This is a genomic window from Christensenella timonensis, from assembly GCF_900087015.1.
GTDB lineage: Bacteria > Bacillota > Clostridia > Christensenellales > Christensenellaceae > Christensenella > Christensenella timonensis.
Genome location: NZ_FLKP01000002.1, coordinates 1,944,881 through 1,969,848, shown reverse-complemented (window position 1 = coordinate 1,969,848; position 24,968 = coordinate 1,944,881). Strand labels below are relative to the sequence as shown.

At 52.7% G+C, this 24,968-nt stretch carries 21 protein-coding genes and 1 tRNA gene; 17 read left to right on the top strand and 5 right to left on the bottom strand.

The annotated features are described in order from the left end of the window. The first annotated feature begins 7 nt into the window (after positions 1–7). The 4 genes from BN6471_RS10800 to BN6471_RS10785 all read left to right on the top strand — a co-directional run bounded on the left by BN6471_RS10800 (position 8) and on the right by BN6471_RS10785 (position 2,125). Complete coding sequence (locus tag BN6471_RS10800) at positions 8–349, top strand: hypothetical protein (protein WP_066648858.1); 342 nt, start codon at positions 8–10, stop codon at positions 347–349. Positions 350–443: 94 nt separating this feature from the next. Then, positions 444–803: a DUF1622 domain-containing protein gene (locus BN6471_RS10795; RefSeq protein ID WP_066648856.1), complete on the top strand. Its 360-nt coding sequence runs from the start codon at positions 444–446 to the stop codon at positions 801–803. Between the two features lie 36 nt (positions 804–839). Further along, on the top strand, positions 840–1,688 hold the full coding sequence (locus BN6471_RS10790; RefSeq protein WP_066648853.1) for an Mrp/NBP35 family ATP-binding protein: 849 nt from the start codon (positions 840–842) through the stop codon (positions 1,686–1,688). Continuing rightward, a complete protein-coding gene (locus BN6471_RS10785; RefSeq protein WP_066648850.1) occupies positions 1,685–2,125 on the top strand; it encodes a C-GCAxxG-C-C family protein in 441 nt (146 codons plus the stop codon). The genes BN6471_RS10790 and BN6471_RS10785 overlap by 4 nt, the downstream gene beginning before the upstream one ends. A gap of 52 nt (positions 2,126–2,177) precedes the next feature. On the opposite strand, the gene BN6471_RS10780 is transcribed toward BN6471_RS10785, so the two are convergent. The 3 genes from BN6471_RS10780 to ppk1 all read right to left on the bottom strand — a co-directional run bounded on the left by BN6471_RS10780 (position 2,178) and on the right by ppk1 (position 6,257). Continuing rightward, positions 2,178–3,572, bottom strand: coding sequence for an MATE family efflux transporter (locus BN6471_RS10780; protein WP_066648847.1), 1,395 nt, complete (start codon positions 3,570–3,572; stop codon positions 2,178–2,180). Positions 3,573–3,575: 3 nt separating this feature from the next. Continuing rightward, positions 3,576–4,022, bottom strand: a complete 447-nt coding sequence (locus BN6471_RS10775) for a MarR family winged helix-turn-helix transcriptional regulator (RefSeq protein ID WP_066648843.1) — start codon at positions 4,020–4,022, stop codon at positions 3,576–3,578. A gap of 126 nt (positions 4,023–4,148) precedes the next feature. Beyond that, entirely contained in the window at positions 4,149–6,257 is a 2,109-nt protein-coding gene (gene ppk1, locus BN6471_RS10770) for a polyphosphate kinase 1 (protein ID WP_066650093.1), read from the bottom strand. Positions 6,258–6,436: 179 nt separating this feature from the next. Between ppk1 and BN6471_RS10765 the strand changes: the two genes are divergently transcribed. From BN6471_RS10765 to BN6471_RS10755, 3 genes are read left to right on the top strand one after another with little or no spacing between them, the layout of a single operon-like run. Then, the gene (locus BN6471_RS10765) at positions 6,437–6,622 is read left to right on the top strand and encodes a hypothetical protein (RefSeq protein ID WP_162270205.1); all 186 of its coding nucleotides are present in this window, start codon (positions 6,437–6,439) and stop codon (positions 6,620–6,622) included. 21 nt (positions 6,623–6,643) lie between these two features. Continuing rightward, positions 6,644–9,277: a valine--tRNA ligase gene (locus BN6471_RS10760; protein ID WP_066648840.1), complete on the top strand. Its 2,634-nt coding sequence runs from the start codon at positions 6,644–6,646 to the stop codon at positions 9,275–9,277. Further along, positions 9,278–10,393, top strand: a complete 1,116-nt coding sequence (locus BN6471_RS10755; RefSeq protein ID WP_066648837.1) for a bifunctional folylpolyglutamate synthase/dihydrofolate synthase — start codon at positions 9,278–9,280, stop codon at positions 10,391–10,393. Here BN6471_RS10755 and BN6471_RS10750 read toward each other — a convergent pair. Continuing rightward, on the bottom strand, positions 10,377–10,901 hold the full coding sequence (locus BN6471_RS10750; RefSeq protein WP_066648835.1) for a DUF4364 family protein: 525 nt from the start codon (positions 10,899–10,901) through the stop codon (positions 10,377–10,379). The two genes, BN6471_RS10755 and BN6471_RS10750, sit on opposite strands and share 17 nt — an antisense overlap. A 153-nt stretch (positions 10,902–11,054) precedes the next feature. On the opposite strand from BN6471_RS10750, the gene BN6471_RS10745 reads away from it, so the two are divergent. The 5 genes from BN6471_RS10745 (at position 11,055) to BN6471_RS10720 (ending at position 17,481) form a co-directional block, all read left to right on the top strand. Further along, positions 11,055–11,131, top strand: a tRNA-Val gene (locus BN6471_RS10745). A gap of 249 nt (positions 11,132–11,380) precedes the next feature. Next, positions 11,381–13,120 carry a sensor histidine kinase gene (locus BN6471_RS10735; protein ID WP_066648830.1) on the top strand — a complete coding sequence of 580 codons (1,740 nt, stop codon included), beginning with the start codon at positions 11,381–11,383 and terminating at the stop codon, positions 13,118–13,120. Between the two features lie 21 nt (positions 13,121–13,141). Then, positions 13,142–14,719: a response regulator transcription factor gene (locus BN6471_RS10730; protein ID WP_066648828.1), complete on the top strand. Its 1,578-nt coding sequence runs from the start codon at positions 13,142–13,144 to the stop codon at positions 14,717–14,719. Between the two features lie 135 nt (positions 14,720–14,854). Beyond that, positions 14,855–16,465, top strand: coding sequence for a helix-turn-helix domain-containing protein (locus BN6471_RS10725; RefSeq protein WP_066648826.1), 1,611 nt, complete (start codon positions 14,855–14,857; stop codon positions 16,463–16,465). After that, entirely contained in the window at positions 16,462–17,481 is a 1,020-nt protein-coding gene (locus BN6471_RS10720; protein WP_066648824.1) for a zinc-dependent alcohol dehydrogenase, read from the top strand. Before BN6471_RS10725 ends, BN6471_RS10720 begins: the two co-directional genes overlap by 4 nt. 46 nt (positions 17,482–17,527) lie before the next feature. On the opposite strand, the gene BN6471_RS10715 is transcribed toward BN6471_RS10720, so the two are convergent. Continuing rightward, complete coding sequence (locus tag BN6471_RS10715) at positions 17,528–18,667, bottom strand: ABC transporter substrate-binding protein (protein ID WP_066648823.1); 1,140 nt, start codon at positions 18,665–18,667, stop codon at positions 17,528–17,530. Positions 18,668–19,046: 379 nt separating this feature from the next. Between BN6471_RS10715 and BN6471_RS10710 the strand changes: the two genes are divergently transcribed. From BN6471_RS10710 to BN6471_RS10690, 5 genes are all read left to right on the top strand, one after another. Continuing rightward, positions 19,047–20,273 carry an ABC transporter substrate-binding protein gene (locus BN6471_RS10710; RefSeq protein WP_066648821.1) on the top strand — a complete coding sequence of 409 codons (1,227 nt, stop codon included), beginning with the start codon at positions 19,047–19,049 and terminating at the stop codon, positions 20,271–20,273. A gap of 91 nt (positions 20,274–20,364) precedes the next feature. Then, a complete protein-coding gene (locus tag BN6471_RS10705) occupies positions 20,365–21,879 on the top strand; it encodes a sugar ABC transporter ATP-binding protein (RefSeq protein WP_066648819.1) in 1,515 nt (504 codons plus the stop codon). A gap of 33 nt (positions 21,880–21,912) precedes the next feature. After that, positions 21,913–22,860 carry an ABC transporter permease gene (locus tag BN6471_RS10700; protein WP_066648817.1) on the top strand — a complete coding sequence of 316 codons (948 nt, stop codon included), beginning with the start codon at positions 21,913–21,915 and terminating at the stop codon, positions 22,858–22,860. 25 nt (positions 22,861–22,885) lie between these two features. Beyond that, on the top strand, positions 22,886–23,896 hold the full coding sequence (locus BN6471_RS10695; RefSeq protein ID WP_066648809.1) for an ABC transporter permease: 1,011 nt from the start codon (positions 22,886–22,888) through the stop codon (positions 23,894–23,896). A 38-nt stretch (positions 23,897–23,934) separates the two neighbouring features. Further along, a complete protein-coding gene (locus BN6471_RS10690) occupies positions 23,935–24,960 on the top strand; it encodes a zinc-dependent alcohol dehydrogenase (protein WP_066648808.1) in 1,026 nt (341 codons plus the stop codon). The last annotated feature ends 8 nt before the right edge of the window (positions 24,961–24,968 follow it).

Genomic DNA, 24,968 nt, shown 5'->3' with positions numbered 1-24,968 from the left:
GTTGTAAATGGAAGGCGCTTTTAGTTTTATGATATTGTTCAATATCTTTATCGCGGTGTATCTGCTTTATTATGCGATCAAAGGTAGCGGTAAGGTATATGAGAACGACTATCCCGCAGAAATGAAAGAGCCGCACGCCAAACTGCTGCGCAAGTTCTGTTGGGTCACGGGCGTGCCGCTGTTGGTACTGTCGGTGCTCGAATATACGGCAAACCAGGGGATTTCGTCCATCTGGGGCATCATCAGCATCATATATGTCCTTGCCTGCGTGGTCGGGTATTTCATCATTTTCAAGGTGCGCTTCAAAGAATATCTGCGCGACCCGCGCAAGAACGTGCCGCGGAAATAGGGAAACTGCAAAAAATGACGCAGCGTTTTCAGTTGCGTTTTTTTGTTTATAGGCATGCGGGGGAGTAAAATCAAACGTAAGGAGAAAAACGGCTATGGCAGCGCTTTCACCGGTACTCGACGTCGTAACGACATGCTTGAACCTCATATCCATCATCATATTGGTATGGGGTGTGATCTTAAGCGTGAAGGATTTTTTGCTTGCACACGTACGCAGCAGGGACAGGGCCGAGCGCCTCGGAAAGCTGCAGGACACAAAAAACAGCCTGGGCGGCTACATCCTTTTGAGCCTTGAGATATTGATCGTTGCCGATATCATCGACACGATCGTAAAGCCGACGCTGGAAGATATCGTTCGACTGGCGGCAATCGTGGCGATCCGTACGGTGATCTCTTACTTCCTGAACAAGGAGATCCGCGAATCGGATCTGATCAAAACGCACAAAGGCCAGTAATGGTTCAGATATTTTAAAGAAAGAAGAAGATGCAAAATGAGTGAAAATTGTACGCATGACTGTGGTAGCTGTGGGGAAAGCTGCTCTTCGAGGCAAGCGGATCCCAAGGATTTCATCGAACGGCCGCATGAGCTGAGCACGGTCAAAAAGGTGATCGGCGTCGTGAGCGGCAAGGGGGGCGTCGGCAAGTCGCTGGTCACATCCATGATGGCGGTCAAGCTGCGCCGCAAAGGGCTTGTAACGGCGATTTTAGACGCGGATATCACAGGGCCGTCCATCCCCAAGATGTTCGGCGTAACGGAAAAGGCGACAGGCGCGGGAGAGACGATCTTTCCGGTCTATACCAAGGAGGGCATACAGATCATGTCCGTTAACCTGCTGCTGCCGGACGAAAGCACGCCCGTTGTATGGCGCGGCCCGGTCATCGGCGCAACGGTCAAGCAGTTCTGGACGGATACGGTATGGACTGACGTTGACTGCCTATTTGTGGATATGCCGCCGGGAACGGGAGACGTACCGCTTACGGTGTTCCAGTCGCTGCCGGTGGACGGTATCCTCGTGGTGACCTCGCCGCAGGAGCTGGTGTCCATGATCGTGGGCAAGGCGGTACAGATGGCGAACATGATGAATATCCCGATCGTCGGGCTGGTTGAGAATATGAGTTACCTTGCGTGCCCTGACTGCGGCAAGCGGATTTCGGTGTTCGGCGAAAGCCACATCGACGAAACGGCAAAGAAATACGGCATTCCCGTACTGGGACGGATCCCCATCGACCCGCGCATCGCACAGGCGGCGGACGCAGGGACGATCGGCGGGATCGAGGGAGAATGGCTTGACGAGGCGGCGGATGTGGTGGCCGCTTATCAGAAGGGGGAAGAAAAGTGAGCGAAAAATCAAAACAGGCGCAGGCACATTTCAAGGAAGGGTACAATTGCTGCCAGGCGGTCGTACTCGCGTATGCGGACGAGGTAGGGCTCGATAAAGAAACCGCGCTCAAGATCGCGGCGTCGTTTGGCGGCGGCATGGGACAGCTGCGCGAGGTATGCGGCGCTGTCACCGGCATGTTCATCGTTGCGGGCATGAAAAACGGTTACACCTCGCCTACGGATAAGGAAGCGAAAAAAGCGCATTACCAGCGCATCCGCGATTTGGCGGAACAATTCAAGGCGGAAAACGGCTCCATCGTATGCAAGGAACTTCTGGGGCTTACGGAAGCGCCGAAGGAAGTAAATCCCGCGGAACGTACGGCGGAATACTATAAGAAGCGCCCATGCGCGGAGCTCGTGGAGTGTGCGGCGGCGATCGTGGAAAAACAACTGTAACAATATCAAAAAGCCTCTCCCGTAACAGGAGGGGCTTTTTCGTATGCGTCATTTAGGATGGGGCGGGGAGCGCTTCACGTTCCATCCGTTTTAAGATTTTCATTTCGCGGCGGACGAGGAGAACCGCCACCAGCGCCGCCATGCCGTCCGCGACAGGCCCCGCGTACATCACGCCGTCGATGCCGAGGATCGCCGGCAGGATCAAAACCAGCGGCAGCAGGAAAATGATCTGCCGTGTGAGCGAGAGCCAGATGCCGCGCGTCGCCTTGCCGATCGACGAAAAGAAGTTGGAGGTGACGGGCTGCAAGCCGTTTAGGAAGGTGAGCATCAAGAAAATACGGAAACACCGCTCCGCAAAGTGGAAATATGCCTCGCTGCCCGGGCCGAAGATACTGATGATCTCGCGCGGAAACAGCTGAAAGGCCAGGAAGGCGACCACGGAAATGATGGTTGCTACGGTGATGGCCTTCCTGTATGTCTCGCGCACGCGCCCATAGTTTTTAGCGCCGTAATTAAAGCTCGATATGGGCTGCAGGCCCTGCGCGATGCCGATGATAATGGACATATAGATCATGTTGACCTTCATGATGATCCCCACGACGGCTAAGGGAATCTCGCTGCCGTAGGCGGAAAGCGCGCCGTAGTAGGTGAGCACGTTGTTGAAAACGATCTGTACGACCATCATGGCGAGCTGGTTAAAGCATGCGGCTGCGCCCAGCCCCATGATCATCCGCGTCCGCTTTGCCTTGACGCGCAGGATGGAGCGGCCAAGCTTGACCGTTTTGAAGCGAAAGGCCAGGTAATAGGCCGCCAGGCTGGCCGAGGCGATCTGGCCGAGGATGGTCGCGAGCGCCGCGCCCGCCATGCCCATGTTGAATCCGAAAATAAAGAGGGGGTCGAGGATCGTGTTAATGACCGCGCCGACGAGCACGCAGATCATGGAAAATTTGGGGCTGCCGTCTGCGCGGATCAGGTTGCTCGCGCCTGTGGCAAAGATCAGGAACGGGAAACCGATCGACGTGATCCCCGTATAGACCATGGCATGCTCCAGCACGTCCGGCGTAGAACCGAACGAGACCATCATAGGCTCGAGGAAGAGGCGCACCACGACCATGAGCACGACTCCGCACAGCACGAGCATCAAAATTGCGTTGCCTACAAAGGCAGTCGCTTCCTTTTCCTTTTTGGCGCCCATCGAAAGGTTGAAGTTGGCCGCGCCGCCGATGCCGAACAGAAGGGCGATCGCGGTGCAGATGGTGGTGAGCGGGAAAGCCACGTTTGTCGCGGCGTTGCCCAGCATGCCCACGCTCTGGCCGATAAAGATCTGGTCTACGATGTTATAAAGCGCGCTCACCAGCATGGCGATAATACTGGGAACGGCAAATTTCACAAGCAATTTGCTGATCTTTTCCCTGCCCAGCGGATTGCTTTTTAGCGTTTGCTCCATGTTTTAAAGTTCCTCCCCATTCGCGGCGCACGCGTTGTCCGTCATTTTTTCAAGCTGTGTGCGCAGCGTGATAAGCGAAGCGGTGTCAAAGCCCTGTGTGAGGACGCTGTCCAGTGCGTTGAACGTTTCCAGCAGTGCGGGGATCAGCTCTTCGCCGCGCGCCGTGAGGTACAGGCAAAAGGAACGCAGATCCTCCGGATCCCTCTCGCGCCGCACAAAACCGTTTTCTTCCAGCTTCTTGAGGACGCGCGTCACAACCGCCTCGTCGATGGACAAAAGGCGTGCGAGGCGGCGCTGGTTCAGGCCGGGGTTTTTGGCGATATAGATCAGGAAGGCGTGGTCGGAATATTTGAGGCCGTAAGGCTGCATCCGCCTGTTGATGAATTTTTGTGTCTGCCGGTACAGGGTCGAGACCTGCCGCCCGATTTTTTCCACCTGTTGGTTACGCATAAAAAAAGCCCCCATCCAAAATGATTGCCAAGTCAAGTAATAAGATAAACAAAAACGCTTGATTTGTCAAGCGTTTGCTGGTATCCCGTCCGGCCTGCCAAAACCGCCCCGGATGGCGGCCTGTCCTTAGTCAAAACGCGCCTGCCGCCCCTTAAGCCATGCGGGCAGGGGAGAACCGGCTTGCTGGTATGCCCGCCTGAAAAGTTCGACCTGGCTGTCGATGCGCGGCGCACAGGGGTCGGGCACGGGCTTTCGGTAAACGCCCTTGCCGACCTGCCGGCGCGCTTTTACGTTGTCCTTAAGCTGCAATGCCATGGTTTCCTCGATCTCCTGCCTGCACGCGGCGTCGAGGATGGGAACAGCCACTTCCACGCGCCGCTGTGTGTTGCGCGTCATGAAATCCGCGGAAGAAATATAGATCCTGCGCCGCTCCTGCGTACCGAACATATAGATGCGCGAATGCTCTAAAAAGCGCCCGACGATACTCGTGACCTGTATGTTGCGGGTGCGTCCCGTTTCCTCCACGTTCAGGCAACAGATGCCGCGGATCAGCAGGCGTATCTTCACGCCCGCGTCCGAAGCCTCGACCAGCTTGCGGATGATGTCGAGGTCGTTTAGGGAGTTGAGTTTGAAAATGAGCTGGGCCTCCGCCCCGGATTTTGCCAGCGCGATCTCCCGGTCGATCCCGCGCAGCACCGCCGGTTTTAAGGTCAGCGGGGACACCATCAGCAGGTCGGAATTTTCCACCAGGCTGCCCATGCAGAGGTTTTTAAAAACATCCTGCGCGCCCATGGCGATCTCCTCGTTGGCGGTAAACAGGGAAAGGTCGGTGTACAGCTTTGCGGTGGATTCGTTATAATTGCCCGTGCCGACCTGCGTGAAGAAGGACAGGCCCTTCTTTTCCTTGCGGGTGATGAGCAGGAGCTTGGAATGCACCTTATAATCTTCGATGCCGTAAATGAGGGACACGCCCGCATCCTGCAGCCTGCGCGACCAGTCGATGTTGTTTTCCTCGTCGAAACGCGCGCGCAGCTCCACCACGGCGATGACCTCCTTGCCGTTTTCCGCCGCGCGGATGAGCGCATCCACCACCTTGGAATGGCGCGCTACACGGTACAGCGTGATCTTGATGGAAATGACCTTAGGGTCGGCGGCCGCCTCGTCTAAAAGGCGCACGAAGGTTTTCATATCCTGGTAGGGATAGGAGAGCAGCACGTCCTTTTTTTTGACCTGCGCCATCAGCGGCAGCGAAGGATCGAGCAGCGCGGAAGGCTGCGGCGTGAGCGGCGGGTAAAAAAGCGGGGCGAATTTTTCGTCAGTGAGCTGGTCTTTGAGGTCGGAGACAAAGGAAAGGATGGTGGGCGTCTCGTTGAAAAAGACCTCGTCGTCCGACAGCTTCAGGTTTTTGGTGAGCAGCCTTGTGATCTCGTCATTCTGGCTGCGGGAGATATCGAGGCGCACGGGTTCCAGCCTTTTGCGTTTTTTGACGATGATCTCCATGATGTCGCGGTAAGACATGTCATAATCGAAAAACGCTTCGTCCGCGTCGATGTCCGCATTGCGCGTAATGGTAAAGATACTCCTGGCGACGATCTTGTGTTTGGGGAAGACCCTGGCCGCAAAGTGGAAGATCAGGTCTTCGATCAGCGTAAATTTGATATATTTGCTGGGCATGAGGAGCAGGCGTTCAAAGTAGCCGCTCGCCGGGATGATGCCAAGCTGCGTCCCTTCCTTCGATTTTAAGAGCACGGCAATGTGTACCGTATTGTTCTGCAAAAAGGGGAACGGGTGGTGTTTGTCGATGATATGCGGGGACAGGAGCGGCAGGACGTTGCGCTCGAAATAGCGCTGCAAAAAGCGTTCCTCGTATTTGGTCAGGTGCTTGCCCGTCTTATAGAAGATACCGTAATTTTCCAGCTCGTTTAAAATCTGGATCAGCGCGCGGTTCTTACGCGGGGACAGGCGGCGTATCTCCTTGTGGATCGCGCGCAGCTGTTCGCCCGTCGTCATGCCGGACATCTCGTCGATGGAATCCTTCTTCAAAAGAAGGCGGTCGTGCAGGCCGCCCACGCGTACCATCAAAAATTCCGACAGGTTGCTCTGGTAGATGGAAACAAAATTGAGCCGCTCGAAAAGGGGATTGCCCTTGTCCTCCGCCTCCTCCAAAACGCGCTCGTTGAATTTCAGCCAGCTTAAATCCCTGTTGACCAGATGCTTGTACTTATTTTCACCCATATGATAACCTCGCGGATATGCCTTTTTTTTATTATAACCTAAATTTGTCCCGAAAACATCGTTACACAAAAATTTTACAGAAAATGGGCGGGCGGCCCCTGGCGGAAAACCATTCATTTTATATTGCATTTATGCTATAATATACCGGCAACGAATTTTTGAATGAAACGGTAGAACAAATGAACTTTTTTATGAACATTACGTCCCTGCAGGTCTTTGCGCTGGTACTGCTGGCTGTCGGCGCGGTGATCACCTTTGCCGCGGGGCGGATCGCCGGAGCGTTTTCGTATGAGCATGCGGACGTGGTATGGAAATTTATCGGGCTGGGATGCGCGATCGCCGGATTCCTGCTTGTTTTCATCTAATCATTTTTTGGAGGAAAGACGATGCAAAAAGAATTGAGCACGACGTACGACCCAAAACAAACGGAAACGAAATTATACGAGAGGTGGATGGAAAAAGGGTATTTCCACGCGGCCGTCGACCCGGAAAAAAAGCCCTTTGCCATCGTGATCCCGCCGCCCAACATCACGGGGCAGCTGCATATGGGCCACGCGCTCGATAATATGATACAGGACGCGATCATCCGTACCAAGCGGATGCAGGGCTATTCCGCGCTGTGGATGCCGGGGACGGACCACGCGAGCATCGCGACGGAGGTCAAGATCGTGGACGCGCTGCGCGCAGAGGGGCTTGCAAAGGAAGACCTTGGGCGCGAGGGGTTCTTGGAACGCGCGTGGGAATGGAAAGCAAAATACGGCGGGCGTATCGTAGAGCAACTGAAAAAACTCGGTTCGTCGCTCGACTGGGAGCGCGAACGCTTTACGATGGACGAAGGATGCAGCCGCGCTGTGCGCGAGGTGTTCGTGCGCCTGTACGAAAAAGGGCTGATTTACCAGGGCAGCCGCATCATCAACTGGTGCCCGGACTGCATGACCGCGCTTTCCGATGCGGAGGTGGAATACGAGGAGCAGGCTTCGCACCTCTGGTATATGCGTTACCGCGCGCAGGATGGCGGCGAGGGTATCGTGGTCGCGACCACGCGGCCGGAAACGATGCTCGGCGATACGGCGGTGGCCGTAAACCCGGAGGATGCGCGTTATAAGCACCTGATCGGCCAAAATGTGATCCTGCCGCTGCTCGATAAACCCATTCCTGTGGTGGCGGACGAATATGTGGATATGGAATTTGGTACGGGGGCGGTGAAGATCACGCCTGCGCACGACCCGAACGACTACGAGGTAGGCGTGCGCCACGGCTTGCCCATCGTGCGTGTGATGAACGACGACGGCACGATGGCGGATAACGCGGGCAAATATGCGGGGCTGGGCCGCGACGAAGCGCGCAAACAGATCGTCGCGGATCTGCAGGATATCGGTGCGATGGAAAAGATCGAGGATTATACGCACAACGTCGGGCACTGCTACCGCTGCCACACGGTGATCGAACCGATCATCTCCAAGCAATGGTTCGTCAAAATGAAGGGGCTGGCGCAGCCCGCCATCAAAGCGGTGGAGGACGGGCGCATCAAATTCGTGCCCGAGCGCTTCTCCAAGATCTATTTCAACTGGCTTTACAACATCCGCGACTGGTGTATTTCGCGCCAGCTGTGGTGGGGGCACAGGATACCCGCCTATACCTGCGGCGCGTGCGGCAAGCTGGTCGTAGCGACAGATATGCCTGCCGCCTGCCCGGATTGCGGCAATACGGTGTTCACGCAGGAAGAGGACGTGCTCGATACATGGTTCTCGTCCGGGCTGTGGCCTTTTTCCACGCTCGGCTGGCCGGACGAAACGCCGGAGCTCAAATATTTTTATCCGACGGACGTGCTTGTAACGGGCTACGACATCATCTTTTTCTGGGTGGCCCGCATGATCATGTTCGGGCTGGAGGTCATGGGCGATATCCCGTTTTCGACGGTGGATATCCACGGCATCGTGCGCGACAGCGAAGGGCGCAAGATGTCCAAATCCCTAAACAACGGCATCGACCCGCTCGAGGTGATCGACAAATACGGTGCGGACGCGCTGCGCTTTTCGCTTGCGATGGGCGTAAGCCCGGGCAACGACATGCGTTTTTACTGGGAAAAGGTGGAGGCGGCGCGCAACTTCGCAAACAAGGTATGGAACGCGTCGCGTTTTGTGATGATGAACCTGGAGGGCGGGGTTTCGCCCATCGACGAAGCCAAGCTCGATATCGCCGACCAGTGGATATTGGGCAAGCTGAACGGCGCGATCCGCGAATGTACGGACAGCATGGATAAATATGACCTCGGCCTGGCGGCGCAGAAGATATACGATTTTGCCTGGAACGAGCTGTGCGATTGGTATATCGAAATGGCAAAACCACGGCTTTACGGCGAGGACGAGGACGTGAAAGCGGCAACGGTGAGCGTGCTTGTGTATGTGCTCAAAAATACGCTCAAGCTGCTGCATCCGTTCATGCCGTTTATCACGGAGGAAATATACACGAGCCTGCCGGGCGCGGACGAAACGATCATGCTCAGCGCATGGCCGGCGGTGGAATACGAAGGAGGCAAGGCCCAGGCAGAGATGATGGACGGCGTGATGGATATGATCCGCTCCATCCGCAACGTCCGTGCGGAAATGAACGTGCCGCCGAGCGTGCATGTGAAGCTGACCATCGTTTCCAAACACGCCGGCGCGATCGAGGCGTGCAGGGAATACCTGAAAAAGCTGGCTTACGCGAGCGAAGTGGAGGTGGTGGGCGACAAGGCCCGGATCCCGCAAAACAGCGTGTCGGCGGTGTGCGCGGTGGGCGAGGCATTCATGCCTTTGTCGGAGCTGATCGACGTGCAAAAGGAGATCGAGCGCCTCAAAAAGGAAGCGGACAAAAACGAAGGCGAGATCAAGCGCGCGCAGGGAAAGCTCAACAACAAGGGCTTTACGGAAAAAGCGCCCGCGCATGTAGTGGAAGAAGAACGCGACAAGCTTAATACTTACCTTGAGATGCGCTCCAAGCTGGGCGAACGGCTTGCGTTCCTCGAGGGGATGAAGTAAATGCAATATGTGCACCTTGCGGGGACGAACGCCAAGGGTTCCACAGCGCAGTATATTGCCGGGATATTGTCGCAAGGGCATACGTGCGGGCTGTTCACATCGCCGCATATCATCTCGCCGTGCGAGCGCATGCGCATCGGCGGACAGGACATCCCAAAACAGCAATATGAAGAATATATGGAAAAGGCAAGAGGTGAAAAGGATGCTCACCTCTTTTCCGTTTGGACGAACGCAGCCCTTTTGTGGTTTAGGGACAACCATGTCGAATATGCCGTGATCGAAACGGGGCTGGGCGGACGGCTCGACCCGACCAATATCGTCCCGTCGAAGATGCAGGTATTAACACCCATCAGCTACGACCATATGGCCTTGCTGGGAGACACGCTCACAAAGATCGCGCGGGAAAAATGCGGCATCATCAAGCCGGATTCCGTCGTGGTCTCCCATCCGCAGGAAGAGGAGGCCATGCGTGTCATCCGTGCGGCGTGCGCGCGGCAAAACGCACGGCTCATCGTGCTCGATGCAGGCGGGATACACGTACACCAAAGCGGGGTAGGGGGACAGGCGTTTGATTTTACCTATGAGGGCAAGCGTTACCGCGACCTCTTTATCCATGCCGCGTCGCCCATGCAGGTGCAAAACGCTTGTGTGGCGCTGATTGCGGCGGTAGAGCTCGGCATCCCGGAAGGCGAGATCAGGGAAGGGCTCAAAGAAACGCTCATAGCGGCGCGCGCGCAGGTGTGCGGGGACATCGTGATCGACGGGGCGCATAACCCGGCGGCCCTGCGCGAGCTGTCGCGTACGCTGCACAGGTATTTTGCAGGCAGGGACACCACCGTTTTGGCCGCGGTCATGCGCGACAAGGACATCATGGCAATCACGCGCGAAATTGCAACCTTTGCCGACCGCGTCGTCTGTACCTGCGCGGACAAAAAAAGAGGGCTGCCCGCCCATGAGCTGCAGCCGTATTTTCCGTGCGCACAGGCCGTCGAAGACCCGCGGGCCGCTTTTTTGGGGGCGCGTGCCCTTGCAAAACAAAAAGGAGGCATACTTGTGGTATGCGGCTCCTTTTACCTTGCATCCTGTGTATTGGCGTTGCTCAGCCAAGACGCGTAATGACTTCCTTATAGAGCGAGACCGCGTTTGCGCGCCAGTTTTGGATCATGCGCTGCGCTTCTTCCTTAGAGTAAACGATGCAGCTCAGCTCAAATATGGTGCGGCCGTCCTCCAACACCTTTAAGATCACGCGGTATTCCCCGTCCGACAGCTTGATGAGCTCGCCCACAAGCTGGGATTCCATCTTGAGCTCGGTAGCGTGTTCCTTTAAATAATCGTCGATAGAGGTACGGAAGGACTGGCGCAGGTCGCCCTGGAGCACGTCAAGCATGTTCGCGCCCTTTTCGGTAATGCCGTAAAGCACGCTTTGCGGCGTAGCTTTGGAATAGATGTGGGCGCTCTCGGAAAGCTCGAAGAGGCATTCCTTCAAATCAAAATAAGTCATGAACGAAAGCTCGCCCATGATGCGCACAATTTGCAGCTCCGAAAGAGCAATATCACTTTTCCCCAAAAGGTATAACAGCAGCAGCTTGTTGTTCGCCACCGTCTGTTTTGGCTTTACCTGCATGATTCCACCTCTTGTTTATTATAACATATCCCTAAAAGTTTCTAAAGAAAGTATTGTCTTTTTTAAGAAAATCAGTATAATAGAAAGAGCTTGGGGTTAAGGCGCGGCCGTTTGGAACCGTATGTTTTTCCGCCGTCAATTCAATAAAGATGTGGGACTATAGCTCAGATGGTTAGAGTACCTCGTTGACATCGAGGGGGTCACTGGTTCGAGTCCAGCTAGTCCCACCAGTAATAAACCGTGGTATTCACGGTTTATTTTTTTATCAACAAGTACGATTTCATCATCAAGGCATAGACATTATGCAGCTTTCGCGTTATAATAGCAACTAATCCCGTCATTTTTTTACAAAACAACACGACGATTTCCCCGTAATCCGGCCCGAAAACAGCCATAAAAGTCAGTCGACACTTCCATTTTATAAAATCAATACAGCGAACAGCAAATTTTGCTGCAAGGAAAACAGTTAGGTTGTTCATATGAAAAAAAGTATTTCCTTCATGATGGCTATCGGATTGACGCTTTTGCTTTTTATTACGGTTTTTGGCACGTTTTCCCTGTATAAAGGCATCGAAGGCTATTCCGTACAGAGAACGGCCAATTCGTCGGTCAACACCATCAACAAAACGATACAGAATGTCGACATCTCGCTGCAGGATATTGAGCGGATGATTTCCAGTATCATGATGGACTCTTACATTACGTCTTATTTCAGCCAGCCGATCGAGGAAGGGACGTTTGAATGGGTGCAGCGGGAAAACGATATCAGGGGACGGCTGCTGAATTATTACGTGAAATCCAGATCGGAGATACTGGACATCGCGCTTGTAAACCTGGATGGGGCAGTCATCTCCAGCAACAGTAAATTGACGCGGGAAAATATTTGGCAAAATGAAGGGTATGAGACCGCGATCGAGCAGGAGGATCCTTTTGTCATTACGACCCCGCGGGCTTATCCATTTTTACAGGACGATGAAAACAGCGGACTCCAATACATCTCGATGATAAAGGAATACAGCTTATACGGGGGGAGCGGAAACAGCATAGGCTATATCGTGGTGAATATCGACTATTCGTTTATACAGGATAAGCTGAATAATTTCATATTATCCGAAGATGAAGAATTATTGATGATGGATGAAACGGGGAACCTGCTTTATACCACGAACAGCGGTGCTGGCGCGGGGACCGAATATACAGGGTATGACGGCAAAGAGAAAGCCGGTTATGAGATCGTGCACCAGGACAATTTGATCAATATTGTTGCATTCAGTACATCCGGCTACACCAACTGGACGATCCTGTCCAAAACGCCCATACACGACTCCCTGATCGTGGGGGGCTATATCGTCTTTTTTGTGATTATTTATGTAGCGGCGATCGCCATTTTCAGTTACCTTATGATGGTAAAGGTTTTGCGCCCCATCATATCTGTTAAAAACGCAATGCTGAAGGTAGAACAAGGGAACCTGGAAGTAAGCGTGCGGGAAAACGAATGGGCGGAGCTTGGAGTCTTGTCAAAGGGCTTTAATTCCATGGTAAACGAGATCACCAACCTGATCGGCAAAATTATCCGGGAAGAGGATGAGAAAAAGGACATACAGCTAAAGGTATTGCAGTCGCAGATCAATCCCCATTTCCTGTACAATACGCTGAATACGATACGGATCATGGCGAGCTCCTACGGGGCGGAGGACATTATGGAAGCGGTTACGTCGCTGATCGACCTTTTGAGGATCACCATCAGCAACCCGAACGAGTTTATCACGGTAAACGAAGAGATCGAGCATGTGAAAAGCTATATGAAAATACAAAAGTTGCGCTATGGAGACAATATCAACCTGGATATTTCGATCAGTGACGAAGTGGGGGACTACCTGACGCCCAAACTGATATTGCAGCCGATCGTGGAAAACGCCCTGTTTCACGGATTGGAGCCGAAATCCTATACAGGCACAGTGTCGGTGGGAGGCGAAGTGCGCGGGGATAATATCGTTATCACGATCGCGGACGATGGCGTCGGCATGGGCGCGGCACAGTTGGATGCGCTGCGTAAGATGATCGGCTCCGGAGAAGATAGGGGCAGCTCGGGCAGCATTGGGATCAGCAACATAGACAAGAGGATCAAACTGCATTTTGGTGAGAAATATGGCGTGCGCCTGAACGCGGAGCCGGGGAAAGGAATGTGTGTGGAGCTCATTTTCCCGCGGATGAAATAAAAGAATGGGAGGAGATAAAAGGTGCCGATTAAAGTATTGATCATTGAAGATGAGCTGATCATAAGGGAACATTTGTATCAACTACTGGATTGGAAGGAAGAAGGCTTCGTGGTCGTGGGGGAGGCTACGAATGGCGCAAACGGCTTGCAGATGGTAGGAAAGTACCAGCCCGACATCGTGCTGCTGGATATCAAGATGCCGCATATGGACGGGATTGAGTTTATGATGCGCTTAAAAGAAATGCAGACGGACGTCAAGATCATTATTTTGAGCAGTTACGACGATTTTACCTATGCCAGCCATGCTATAGATTACGGCGTAGTGGATTATATATTGAAGCACCAACTGACCAAAGAAAAGCTGTGCAGCTCCCTGAAAAAGGCCGTAGGTATGATCTCCGCCGAACGGCAGCGGGAAATGGAGCTGAAAAACCTGAAAACAAATTTGGAGAACGTGGTGGATATCAGGAAAGAGCTGTTGCTGCGTGAGATCATCTGCGGCGTGACGGAAGAGCGCTACCGGCAAATACAGGAGGTCGCCCCGCTCAATTTGGTCTCAAACGATATTTTTGTGGTGGTGATCGAGCGGTACCAAAAGGATACGGGGATGCATAAGCAAAATCCGTATGAGGCGATCTGGATGTCCTTATTTGAAAAGATAAGCATACTCTTAAAGAAATATAACGGCGGAGAGGTGTGTTCAATTTCCGCAAACCTGGCGTGCGTTATGATCAATGATATCAAAAGCAACAGCATGATGCACAAAAAGAATATGCTGCACAAGCTGCTGAAAAGCATGCGGCAGGCGATAGGGGAATTGGTACACGATCGCTTTGGTATCTATGTTGCGCAGCCGGTAAAGGGCGTATTGGGGATCCATGGAGCGGTGGAGCGGATCAGCGCGATGATCCCGTACCGTGTGTTTTATGAAGGAGACCCGCTGATCTACCAGCACGAACTGGAAAAGCTGGAGCCGGTCGATCCTGAAAAGCTGGAAGTCGCTTTTTTACTGCTGACCGATGCTGTACAGATATCTGAAAAGGAATTTTTCTTTGAAACACTGGATACGCTGTTCCAGCTGATTGCAGAAAAAATGGACCTGGAAGCGTATAAACGTTACTCTAATAAACTGCTTTCCTTTGCGAAAGCCTTAGAGATCGACTATAACCTCACCTTAAAAGGGGTAGACGAAACCTTTGCGCCGCAAAGTATACGGGATGCCAAAGAAAACTTCCGGGCCGTATTCACTGAATTTTTCAACGCTATGTCAGAAAAGGAGAGCTATTCCAACCAAGTCGTTTTAAATACGATAAAATTTATCCGGGATAACTACAAAGAAGCATTGGATCTCAATATCATTGCCAATGACGTGAATGTGAGCCGTACCTACCTGAGCGCGCTGTTCAAGCAAAAAACAGGGACAAACCTGACGGAATACCTGACCAGCTTCAGGATCGAAAAAGCAAAAGAACTGATCCATTCTTCGGACGCGCGGGTGTATGAAATCGCGGCGGCGGTGGGGATCCCCGATACGAAATATTTCTGTAAACTTTTCAAAAAATATACGGGGTTTACGCCAACAAAATATAAAACCATCTGATACCGGGCCAAAAGGCACATCATAATAAATTACACCAAATAGTAATAATGTAGATTTCATATCCGGATACTATTTCCTATAGTAGAGGTAACATCGTGATCGGCATCGCCATCCCTACTTTCGCAGGAGGTAGTCATGTCCAGGAAAATCCTTGTTGTGTCCAATACCATAAATGAAATCAGGTTTCTTGCCGATGCTGTCAGACAGCTTCCCAAAGGGCTGTTTGAGGTCGTTGACGAAGTCGGGTGCGTAGTTGCTGCGTTTGAAAAGACGGCGGCCCTGCGGCCGGATATTCTCATACTCAATAAAAGGTTGCGCCATTTTGACGAAAAAGAATTTATGCGGCGGTTGGACGAGCGCGGGGCCTACCCGGAGATCATTTTTGTCGATTTTGCATGGGGTACAGCAGCCTGTGTAAAAGAGGGCTGCGTCTTGATCAGCGGCGAAAAAGATGTGAAAAAAGTAAAAGAGACGCTTTTGGAACGGGATGCCAAGATGCGTATGGAAGGGAATAAGCGCGAAAGGATCAACGGTATGCGTACCGCGTGCGTTTCCAAAGCGGAATATCTGGAAATGCTTTGCCAAAAGGAGAAGAAAAACCGACTGGTGGATGCGGACAGAATCCCGCGGCTGTATTTGAACAATGGCAAGATGCATATCGTATCCATCGAGATATCGCCGGAGGCTGCCGGTAAAAAAGGGCTGGAAGAACATTTATGCGCCCGTACGCTTCTGGAAATCTGCAAAGAGGTCGGGGATTTCGTATCAGGGGAACAGTGCGGGGAAGCGTTCCAGCGTGACGAAAAAAGCGTGCATATCATATTGAACGACTTCAAACAGAATAGTGTGCAGTGGGAAAAGGAACGGTTTGCGGCACTGCACAGGATCGCCAAGACCGTGGCCCGCAAAGAGATCACGGCACTGGAAGACCATGAGATCATCTATTACATCAGCAGCCCGGTAGAGGGCAACCAGAACATCCATCTGGGGATCGGACAGATTGAAGAATTGCACCGCTACGCCTTTTTTATGAAAGGAATGAACATCCTTGACTGGAGCTATATGGAACGGTGTATCCATCTGGTGGACAAAGCAACCATCGAACAGCTTCTGAATATGCTCAAGTCTGGACTGGAGCAGCGGGATTTGCAAGCGGTGAACAGCGCTTTAGAAGGGCTGTTCTATGGTACGATCAAGTATTCCATGGATTTTGACGGTTACTATTATGCCTGCGGCAGGGTCAACGCGATCTTCAATGAAGCGCTGCTGCACAGCGGCGTACACAGCGACGAGGTATTCTTATTCTACCAAGCGTCTGACGATAGCATTGAGCAAGCGATCGGGCGCATGAAAGGCAACTTTAGCGAGCTGGTGCGGCTGCAGTTGGAGCAGACACGATATACCAACCCTGTGATCGGCACGGTGGTGGATTATATCAAACAGCATTACAACGAACCCCTGACGCTGACGTATATCGCCAATAAAATGCACATGAGCAAATCTTATCTGTGTTACCTGTTTAAGCAGGAGACGGGGATCAACCTGCACCACTATATCAAAGATACCCGGGTCAAGAAAGCCAAGGAAATCATCTGCGGCGGAAGCAAGAAGATTTATCAGGTCGCTGCCGCGGTCGGCTTTGAAAACGTCAGGTATTTCAGCACGATCTTCAAGGATATCACAGGCTTGTCGCCCGTCGACTATAAGAAACAAATGCAACGGGGCGAACATTTGGCAGGACTATGAAAGCAGTCGTATTGCACGGGAAAAGCCATCTTGATATCGAGGAGATACAGGACGTGCGGGTGCGAAAGCCGCAGGAGATCCGCATAAAGGTACGCTTCGCGGCCATGGATGAGCGCGAGAAGCGGGTGTTTGCGGGAGAGGAAATGCTTGCGGACAGCTCCGAACCGCAGATTGCGGGCAGCATGATGTCCGGGGTCGTTGTGGAAGTGGGGGATGAAGCGGCCCGGTTTGGGTTCCAGGTAGGGGACAGGGTGGCGGGAAGCGACGTAGGGCCATGCGGGAACTGCGCCAATTGCCTGATCGGCCTTGAAAGCGCGTGCCTGGACATGCAGCAGGTGGGAGGCGTATGTTCACAATTCGTGGTTTTGGATAAAAACCAGTTGGTCAAAATTCCCGACGGACTTGGTTATGCGGAGGCTTGTTTTGCTATTCTGCTGGCAAAAGGGACGAAAGCTATCGAAAAAACGAATGCCGAGCCCGCGGGCGCGCTCGCGATCCTAAGTGAAAGCGGCATCGGCATCATGCTCCTGCTGCTGGCCATGCGTACGGACATCGGTAAAATAGCCCTAGTCGACCAGTCAGCATACAGGAGGAAATTGGCAGGCCTGCTGGGGGCGGATCACGTGATCGATCCCCAGACACAGAATTTGTGGGAGGCGGCGGCAAAGATCACGGACTCAAGGGGGTTTTATGCCGTGCTTGATACTACGGCAAAGGAAGAATTGCTGATGCCGATGTTTTACAACATCAAAAAAGGCGGCATGCTGGTATTATTATCGGATCACCATGCAAACCAAGTATTTTCGTTCAATATGCTGCATGTCACGCAAAATTGCCTGAAAGTTGTCGGGTTGAGCGGCTTTTCCATGAAAGACCTGTGGAAAGCGGTGAATGTGCTTGGCAAGTACGGGATCGGGCGGATCGTCAGGGAATATCCCATGGAGGAGGCCAATGGAGCGATGCGGGACTGCGTCGATGGCAGGAACGTATTGCCGCTGCTCCGTATGGAGGGTTGACGGAAACAAATTTATCCGGCAGTCAATGAATGGCTGCCGGGCTTTTTTATTTTCCATACCAGTATTGGAGCTGTTCTTCCGTAAGGCTGCTGATGACCCAAAAATCGTCGGATAAGTCCTGCCGCGTATATTTTGCGAGCGTATCGTCTGTGATGGCAGTACAGGGCAGAATATTGAATTTGGCGACGGATTCGCCCTGCAGGATGGCAATGGCGGAGCGTAACCCCTCGGCAGCGATCCAAGTGGGATAGCCGGGGGCAATACTGCTGAAACCGGTTGGGCGCAGGGTCGTCCATAGCTTTAGGAAACCGTTGTTGGATTCCCCGGTAATGGGGACAAGCTCGTATCCGTTTTCCAGCATAACCTCGATCGCACCCTGGCTCAATGCGCCGCCGTGGGAAAATACGCCGTCTATCTTATCGTACTTGGACAGCGCATCCTGCATGATCTCGCGTCCCTGGTCGTACGACCATTCGGAATAATATGTTTCCAGGACGTTGATATTGTCGCCGTGGTCGGGAAGGGAGTGCAGGACGTCAAGCCAGGCTTGGTGGCGGTCGTTGGTGATCTGGTTGCCCTCCATACCACTGATGATGATGATGTCGCCTTTGCCGTCAAGCTGTTCTAAAAACCAGGTGGCGCTGATATAGCCGAATTCATAATCGTCCACGCCAATATAGGCGGTATAGCTATCCTCCCCCTGTATCCTCGTGCTGATAATGATAACGGGGATCCCCGATTCTATGGCCTGTTTTGTAAGGTGGCTGGTGGCGATTGGAGAATCTGGGGCGACCAATAGTGCGTCGACCTGCAAATCGATCAATTCCTGTATATCGGCCTCCTGCTGGGCAGGGCTGTCGCTTGCATCGCGGATAATGAGGTCGACGCCTTGGCGCTCGGCCTCGGCGGTAAGCTCGTTGGCCATTTGCACACGCCAGGTATTCGCCAGCGAAATATTGGAAAAACCGATTGTGTATGGGCCGTCCTTTTTAAAGGATTGGGTATCTAAAATAGCATCGTTGCCCGAAGGCGCGGCAGGTACCGTACTTTCTTCGGAAACGGGCGCATTAAGAATGGTAGCCTGTTCCTGCTCGCGGGAACGGATATAGAACAACAAACAAACCACCGTTATGGCAAGCAGTATTGTGATAACCAAAACAACACAATATTTTTTCTTTCCAGTCATAATAGAACATTCACTTTCAAAATAATCCTTTATGCCAGGGATGATTCGGGCCGAAGAAGATAAGGCCAATGATCCATGAAGAATGTAACATCTATCAGTTTAAGGTAATCAAATTATAACATATCTTCCAACATTTAAAAATATGAATATATTATGGGGCACACCCGCAGCAACCTAAATATTTTGAACGATTTCTTTTGGGTAGGGCTCAAAAAGGAAGTAATATTTTGAACCATTCGAAACCGTGTTGCATTTTTATTCGATCATTTAGCACCTATAATACACATAACTTCAAAACATTTTATGGATACAGGCAAAATCGAACGATCCCCGAAAGCTGATTTGCAGAAATGCAAAAGTAAATATTAGGAGGAAGAATATGAAGAAAAGAGTTATTGTACTTGCCGTTGTTGTAATGATGGTGCTTGCGGTATTCGCGACGGGCTGCACGACGGCTGAACAGGCTGCAGAAGGTTCGGGCAGCGCTGAAACAAGCGCTCCTGTGGCGGAGGAAAGCGCACAGGAATCATCAGGGGCCGGCAGTACGCAAAAAGCAACGGACGGCGCTGCGGGCGACGGGAGCGCAGCCGCGGCGGACGGGTTTGTGGACTGGGAAGTCGTAGGGACAGCCAGCGGCGAGAAAGTGGATACGACCGAATTTAAAAAGGATGGCCCGTATAAGATCGGTTTTTCAAACTTCTCTGTAGACAATACGTGGCGCGTGCAGATGGTAACGGAATTGGAAGAAGAAGCAAAGAGACAGGGCATTGAATTATATGAAGCGGATGCAGGCGGAGATATCTCCAAGCAGATATCCGACATACAGGATTTGCTGGCCAAAGGTATTGATGCCCTGTTATTGGCGCCGAATTCGCCGACCGCGACCAATGTCGTGACAAAACAGGCGATCGCGCAGGGGATTCCGGTTATTACGTTCAGCTCGCAAATCGAGGATGAAACGGCCTATACGGCGTATATCGGCTGCGACGATTATGATTTTGGTAAAGTAAGCGCGGAGTTCCTGCTGGATAAAATCGGCGGCAAAGGCAAAGTCGTCGTATTGAGCGGCATGGCAGGGAACGATATCACCGCGCAAAGGACACAGGCCTGGGAAGACGCCCTCGCGGCATTGCCGGACGGCGGCGCGGGGATCGAAGTTCTGGCGGAATATTTCACGGACTGGGATTATGCCAAAGGGAAACAGGCGATGGAAACCGCACTGGCTGCATATCCGGAGATCGACGCGGTGTTTTCGCACGGCGGCGCGGTAGCGCAGGGGGCGATCGAAGCGATGCAGGCGGCAGGACGAGACCTGGTGCCAATTACAGGGGAAACGAACAACGGCTTCCTGAAGATGTGGCTGAACCTCAAACCGGAAGGCTTTGAGAGCGTAGGCCCCGGCTATCCCTCATGGATCGGCGGCGAAGCGCTGCGCATCGCGCTCAAGTGTTTGCAGGGCGAGGAAGTCGACAAAAGCCTTATCTTTGAAAATTCCGTGGTGACACAGGATACGGTGGAGGAATATGCACGGCCGGATCTCTCGGATTCTTACTGGGGCATGAGCGCTCTTCCGGAAAGCCTGCTACAAGAGCTGTATGGAGAATGATATGACCTAAGGTAAGTTGGAGGCCGGGCGGCGCCGGAAAAACGCCGTCCGGCAGCACCAACGCTAAGAGGCGGATGTGAGGAGAAGTCTTGTGGAAACATTATTGGAAGTAAAAAATATCAAAAAATCATTTGGCGATAACGTTGTGCTGGAAAATATCGATATGAGTATCCTGAAGGGTGAGATCCACGCGCTGGTCGGGGAAAACGGCGCGGGAAAATCGACCCTGATGAACATCATTTGCGGGGTGCTCTCCAAAGATGAAGGGACGATCTGCCTGGAGGGAAAAGCGGTAGATGTACAAAACCCGCTACAGGCGAGCGATTATGGCATCAGCATCATCCACCAGGAATTCAACTTGATCCCGCATTTGTCGGTTGCGGAAAATATTTATTTGGGAAAACAGCCTTTACGCACCAAGCATTTCATCGATTCCAAGAAGATACACCAGAGTGTGCGGGAACTAAGCAAGCGCCTGGAGGTAGATATCCGGCCGGATACCTTGGTAAAAGAATTGAGCGTCGCGCAGCAGCAGATGGTGGAGATCATGAAGGCGCTCAGCGTGGATGCGAAGCTGATCATTATGGATGAACCGACCGCGGCCCTTACGCCGCAGGAGGTGAAATTCCTCTTTGACATCGTGCAGTCGCTAAAAGCACAGAACAAATCCATTATTTTTATTACGCACAGGATCAATGAAATCATGGAAATATCCGACAGGATCACGGTGCTCAAGGACGGTCATATGGTCAGCACCGTGAATACGGGGGAAATCAGCAGGGACGACATCGTAAACATGATGGTTGGGCGCAAGGTGGACAGTATCTTCCCTGCGTTTGAAAAGGATAAATGCGGCGAGACCGTACTGGAAGTGGACGGCCTTGTCGTCAAAAAGGGGAAGCAGGGCGCGAGCTTTGCCGTAAGGAAAGGGGAAATCGTTTCGATTGCCGGGCTGGAAGGCCAGGGCCAACGAGAGGTCATCAGGGCAATCTTTGGGCTGGAAACCATACTTTCGGGAACGGTGAAGCTGCACGGGAAGGAACTGCGGATCCGGTCGACAAAGGATGCGGTGCAAAATAAGATTGCCTTCCTAAGTGACGACAGGAAGCAGGAATGCCTGTGCCTGGGCCTACCCATTTATAACAATATCTGTTTACCCATTTTAAAAAAAATATCCAAAAAGGGCCTGTTCGTAACGGCCAACGAGGAAAGAAAGCTTTCAAAAGAGATGGTAAAGCAATTGCGCATCAAAACGACATCTCTGGACTTGGAGGTACAGTCGCTTTCCGGTGGGAACCAGCAAAAAGTCGCTTTGGCCCGCTGCCTAGTGGCGAAGCCGGGACTTCTGATCATCCATGAACCTACAAGGGGGATCGATGTCAACGCAAAAATGGAAATTTACCGGTTGTTGCGTGAGCTTGCGGACAGCGGCGTAGCGATACTGATGGTTTCCAGCGACCTGCTGGAGACGATCCATACCAGCAACAGGATACTGGTATGCTACGACCACCATATCATCGGGGAAGTCGATCCTGAAAGCGCAACGGAAGAAGGGATCATCAACCTGGCAGTGGGCAACAAGGCGCAAACGAAAACAGCCGGATAACATGCAGACGAAAGGGTAGCAGAGATGAACAGTATGGCTTTAAAGCAATTTGTAAAAAAGAATGACGCCATTGTGACCGTTTACATTGTGCTCATTATTGAAATCATCATTGGGCTTTTGGTAAGTAACCGTTTTATCAGCGCCGTCAATTTAGGCAATATCTTTGAGCAGGCGGTAGGACTGGGCATCGTATCGATTGCACAGGCATTGATCATCCTCACCGGGGGAATCGACCTCTCGCTGGGCGCGATGATCAGCGCGACGTGCGCGATGCTGTCGGTGATCACGGCCGACAGCCCGGTGGGAATACTGATCGGGATCGTGGTGGCACTGGCTTTCGGCATCGGCTTTGGCGCCTTGAACGGCTGGGGCATCACCACGCTCAAGGTACCGCCGTTCGCGATGACGCTGGCAACGATGTCGGTGCTGACGGGGATCGCCCTGGTATTCCGGCCTACGCCGGGCGGCTCCGTACCCTACGCCTTGACGGAGTTCCTGACCTACCGGCTGGGGGTGATACCGGTAGGGATCCTGATCATGGTTGCGTTTTTTGCCATCATGATCACCGTCCTGGGAAAAACGCGTTTTGGACGTAACATCTATGCGGTGGGCGGCAGTGAACGCACTTCGCAGCTATCGGGCATCAACACCAAAAAAGTAAAAATTGCGGTATATGCGCTAGGCGGTATGCTGGCGGCGATCGCAGGCATCTACCTGACCGCAAGGATGGGTACGGGCGACGCGTCGCTTGGAAAAAATTTCTCGCTCGATTCCGTCACCGTCTGCGTACTGGGCGGGCTGAGTCTTGCGGGTGGCGTAGGCAGGCTTTCGGGAATCATAGCGTCCACGTTCGTTATGACTATTTTGAACAACATATTGAACCTCGTTGGGGTCGATTCGTATTGGCAATACGCGCTAAAAGGAGCGATACTGATCCTCATTGTGCTGATATATGCGGTCAAGGATCGTAAGGAGAACTAGGGAACCGGATGAAGGAGACAGTAACATGAATGAACATTCTCTTGAAAAAGAAAAAAACAGTTTGGGGAAAGTATTGCATAAGATACCGCCTGTTTTATGGGCGCTGGTCATTGCGGTCGTGGTATTGGGGATCGTTTCGCCATCATCGATCGAAGGCGCGCATTTACTCGACTTTACGCGGCAGGCAGCCCCCCTGATCATCGTGGGCATAGGCCAGACGCTGGTGATGCTGATCGGCGGTATCGACCTTTCTGTAGGCGCGATGATGTCGTTTACAACGGTCATGGCGTCGGGCTTGATGATGGGGCATCCGGAAAATGCAGGCTTTGGCGTGCTCTTATGCATCTTGATCGGCATCGGCGTGGGACTGGCAAACGGGCTGTTCTGCGCAAAGCTGCGGATGCCGCCGTTTGTGACGACGCTCGGCATGAGCATGCTTTTGTTTGGCGTGATGATGATCATGTGCAACGGCGCGCCGAGCGGGAAGATCCCGGAGAACCTGCGGTTTTGGGCGACAGGGTTTATCGCAGGCATCCCGAGCGCGTTTTATGTATGGATCCTGATCGCCGTGGTCGTGATGATATTGATCAAACTCACGCCGCTGGGACGTTATATTTTCTGCACAGGCGCCAATGAACGCGCGGTAAACCTAGCCGGGCTGAACGTCGTGAAAATAAAGCTGATCGCCTATGGACTGTGCGGCCTGCTGGCGGCATTGGCAGGACTGGTTTTGGCAGCCTATATCGGCACGGGCAGCCTTACGGTCGGGGACGACTACCAAATGGATTCCCTGACCGTGGCTATACTGGGCGGGGCCGCCTTTGACGGAGGCAAGGGCTCCATTGTGGGGACGATACTGGCTTCGCTGTTCCTGATGGTGCTGTTCAGCCTCATTGCGGTGCTGAACCTGGATATCGCGATCAGGACGATGATCAAGGGGATCATACTGGTGTTTGGTTTCCTGCTGAACAATTTGCAGGGACAGCGCGGCCGGAGGCGCAAAAAGGTAAAAGCGGCAGTGAACTGCGCGGAATAAATGGAAAAAAATATAAATATATAAGGAGGAGATCAAAAATGAAAGCAGCAATCGTAAGAAAGCACGGTGAGATCAACGTTGAGGAAGCACCCGTACCGGAGATACAGGAAGGCGAAGCATTGATCAAGGTTAAGTACAATGGAATTTGCGGCTCCGACCTGCACGTGATGGCAGGGGAGCACAAAACGGCCGCGCTGCCCGTTATCATGGGGCATGAATTTGTCGGCGAGCTGGCGGATTTTAAATCGAAAGAAGCGGTCGACCTGAAGGTCGGCGACCATGTGGCGGCACAGCCGTATAATTCCTGCCGTACCTGCGAAGCATGCATCACAGGGCTGGAAAATGTGTGCTCCAAACTAAGCATCATCGGCGTGCATGAGAACGGCGGGTTTGCGGAATATGTGAAAGTACCGCTGCGCAAAGTATTCAAGCTGCCGGAAGAAATGGATTTGAAACTGGCGGCGCTGATAGAGCCGTTGGCGGTTGCTGTCCATGATGTGCGGCAAAGCAATTTCCTGGTGGGGCAAAGCGCGTTTGTGATCGGCGGCGGCCCGATCGGGATATTGATTGCCCTGGTCGCACGCTTAAGCGGCGCCTCCAAAGTAGTGATCAGCGAGATCAACGAATACCGCAGCAATTTCGCACGGGAGCTTGGTTTTCAAGTGATCAATCCGGCGGAAGAGGATGCTGCCGCCGCTGCGCTTTTGATGACGCAGGGCAAGGGCTTTGACGCGGTATACGAAGTTTCAGGGACTGCGCCCGGCGCCGCGTTGATGACGAAGGTATGCAAAACGGGTGGCAAGGTCGTGATCGTAGGCGTACCGACCCAGCCTGTGCTTGTGGATACGATAGACGTATTTTCCCGCCAGCTGAACATCATTGGCGTACGGATACACAGCCAGCTCAATTTTGGCGCCGCGATCGGCATCATTGAATCGGGTGTGATCGACGAAGCCCTGGAAAAATTCATCACAAAGGTCTACAAGCTGGACGATGTGAAGGAAGCGATGGATTATTCCTACAATGATAAGGAACACTTCAAGGTACTGCTGCAGGTGTATTGAGCAGTTAG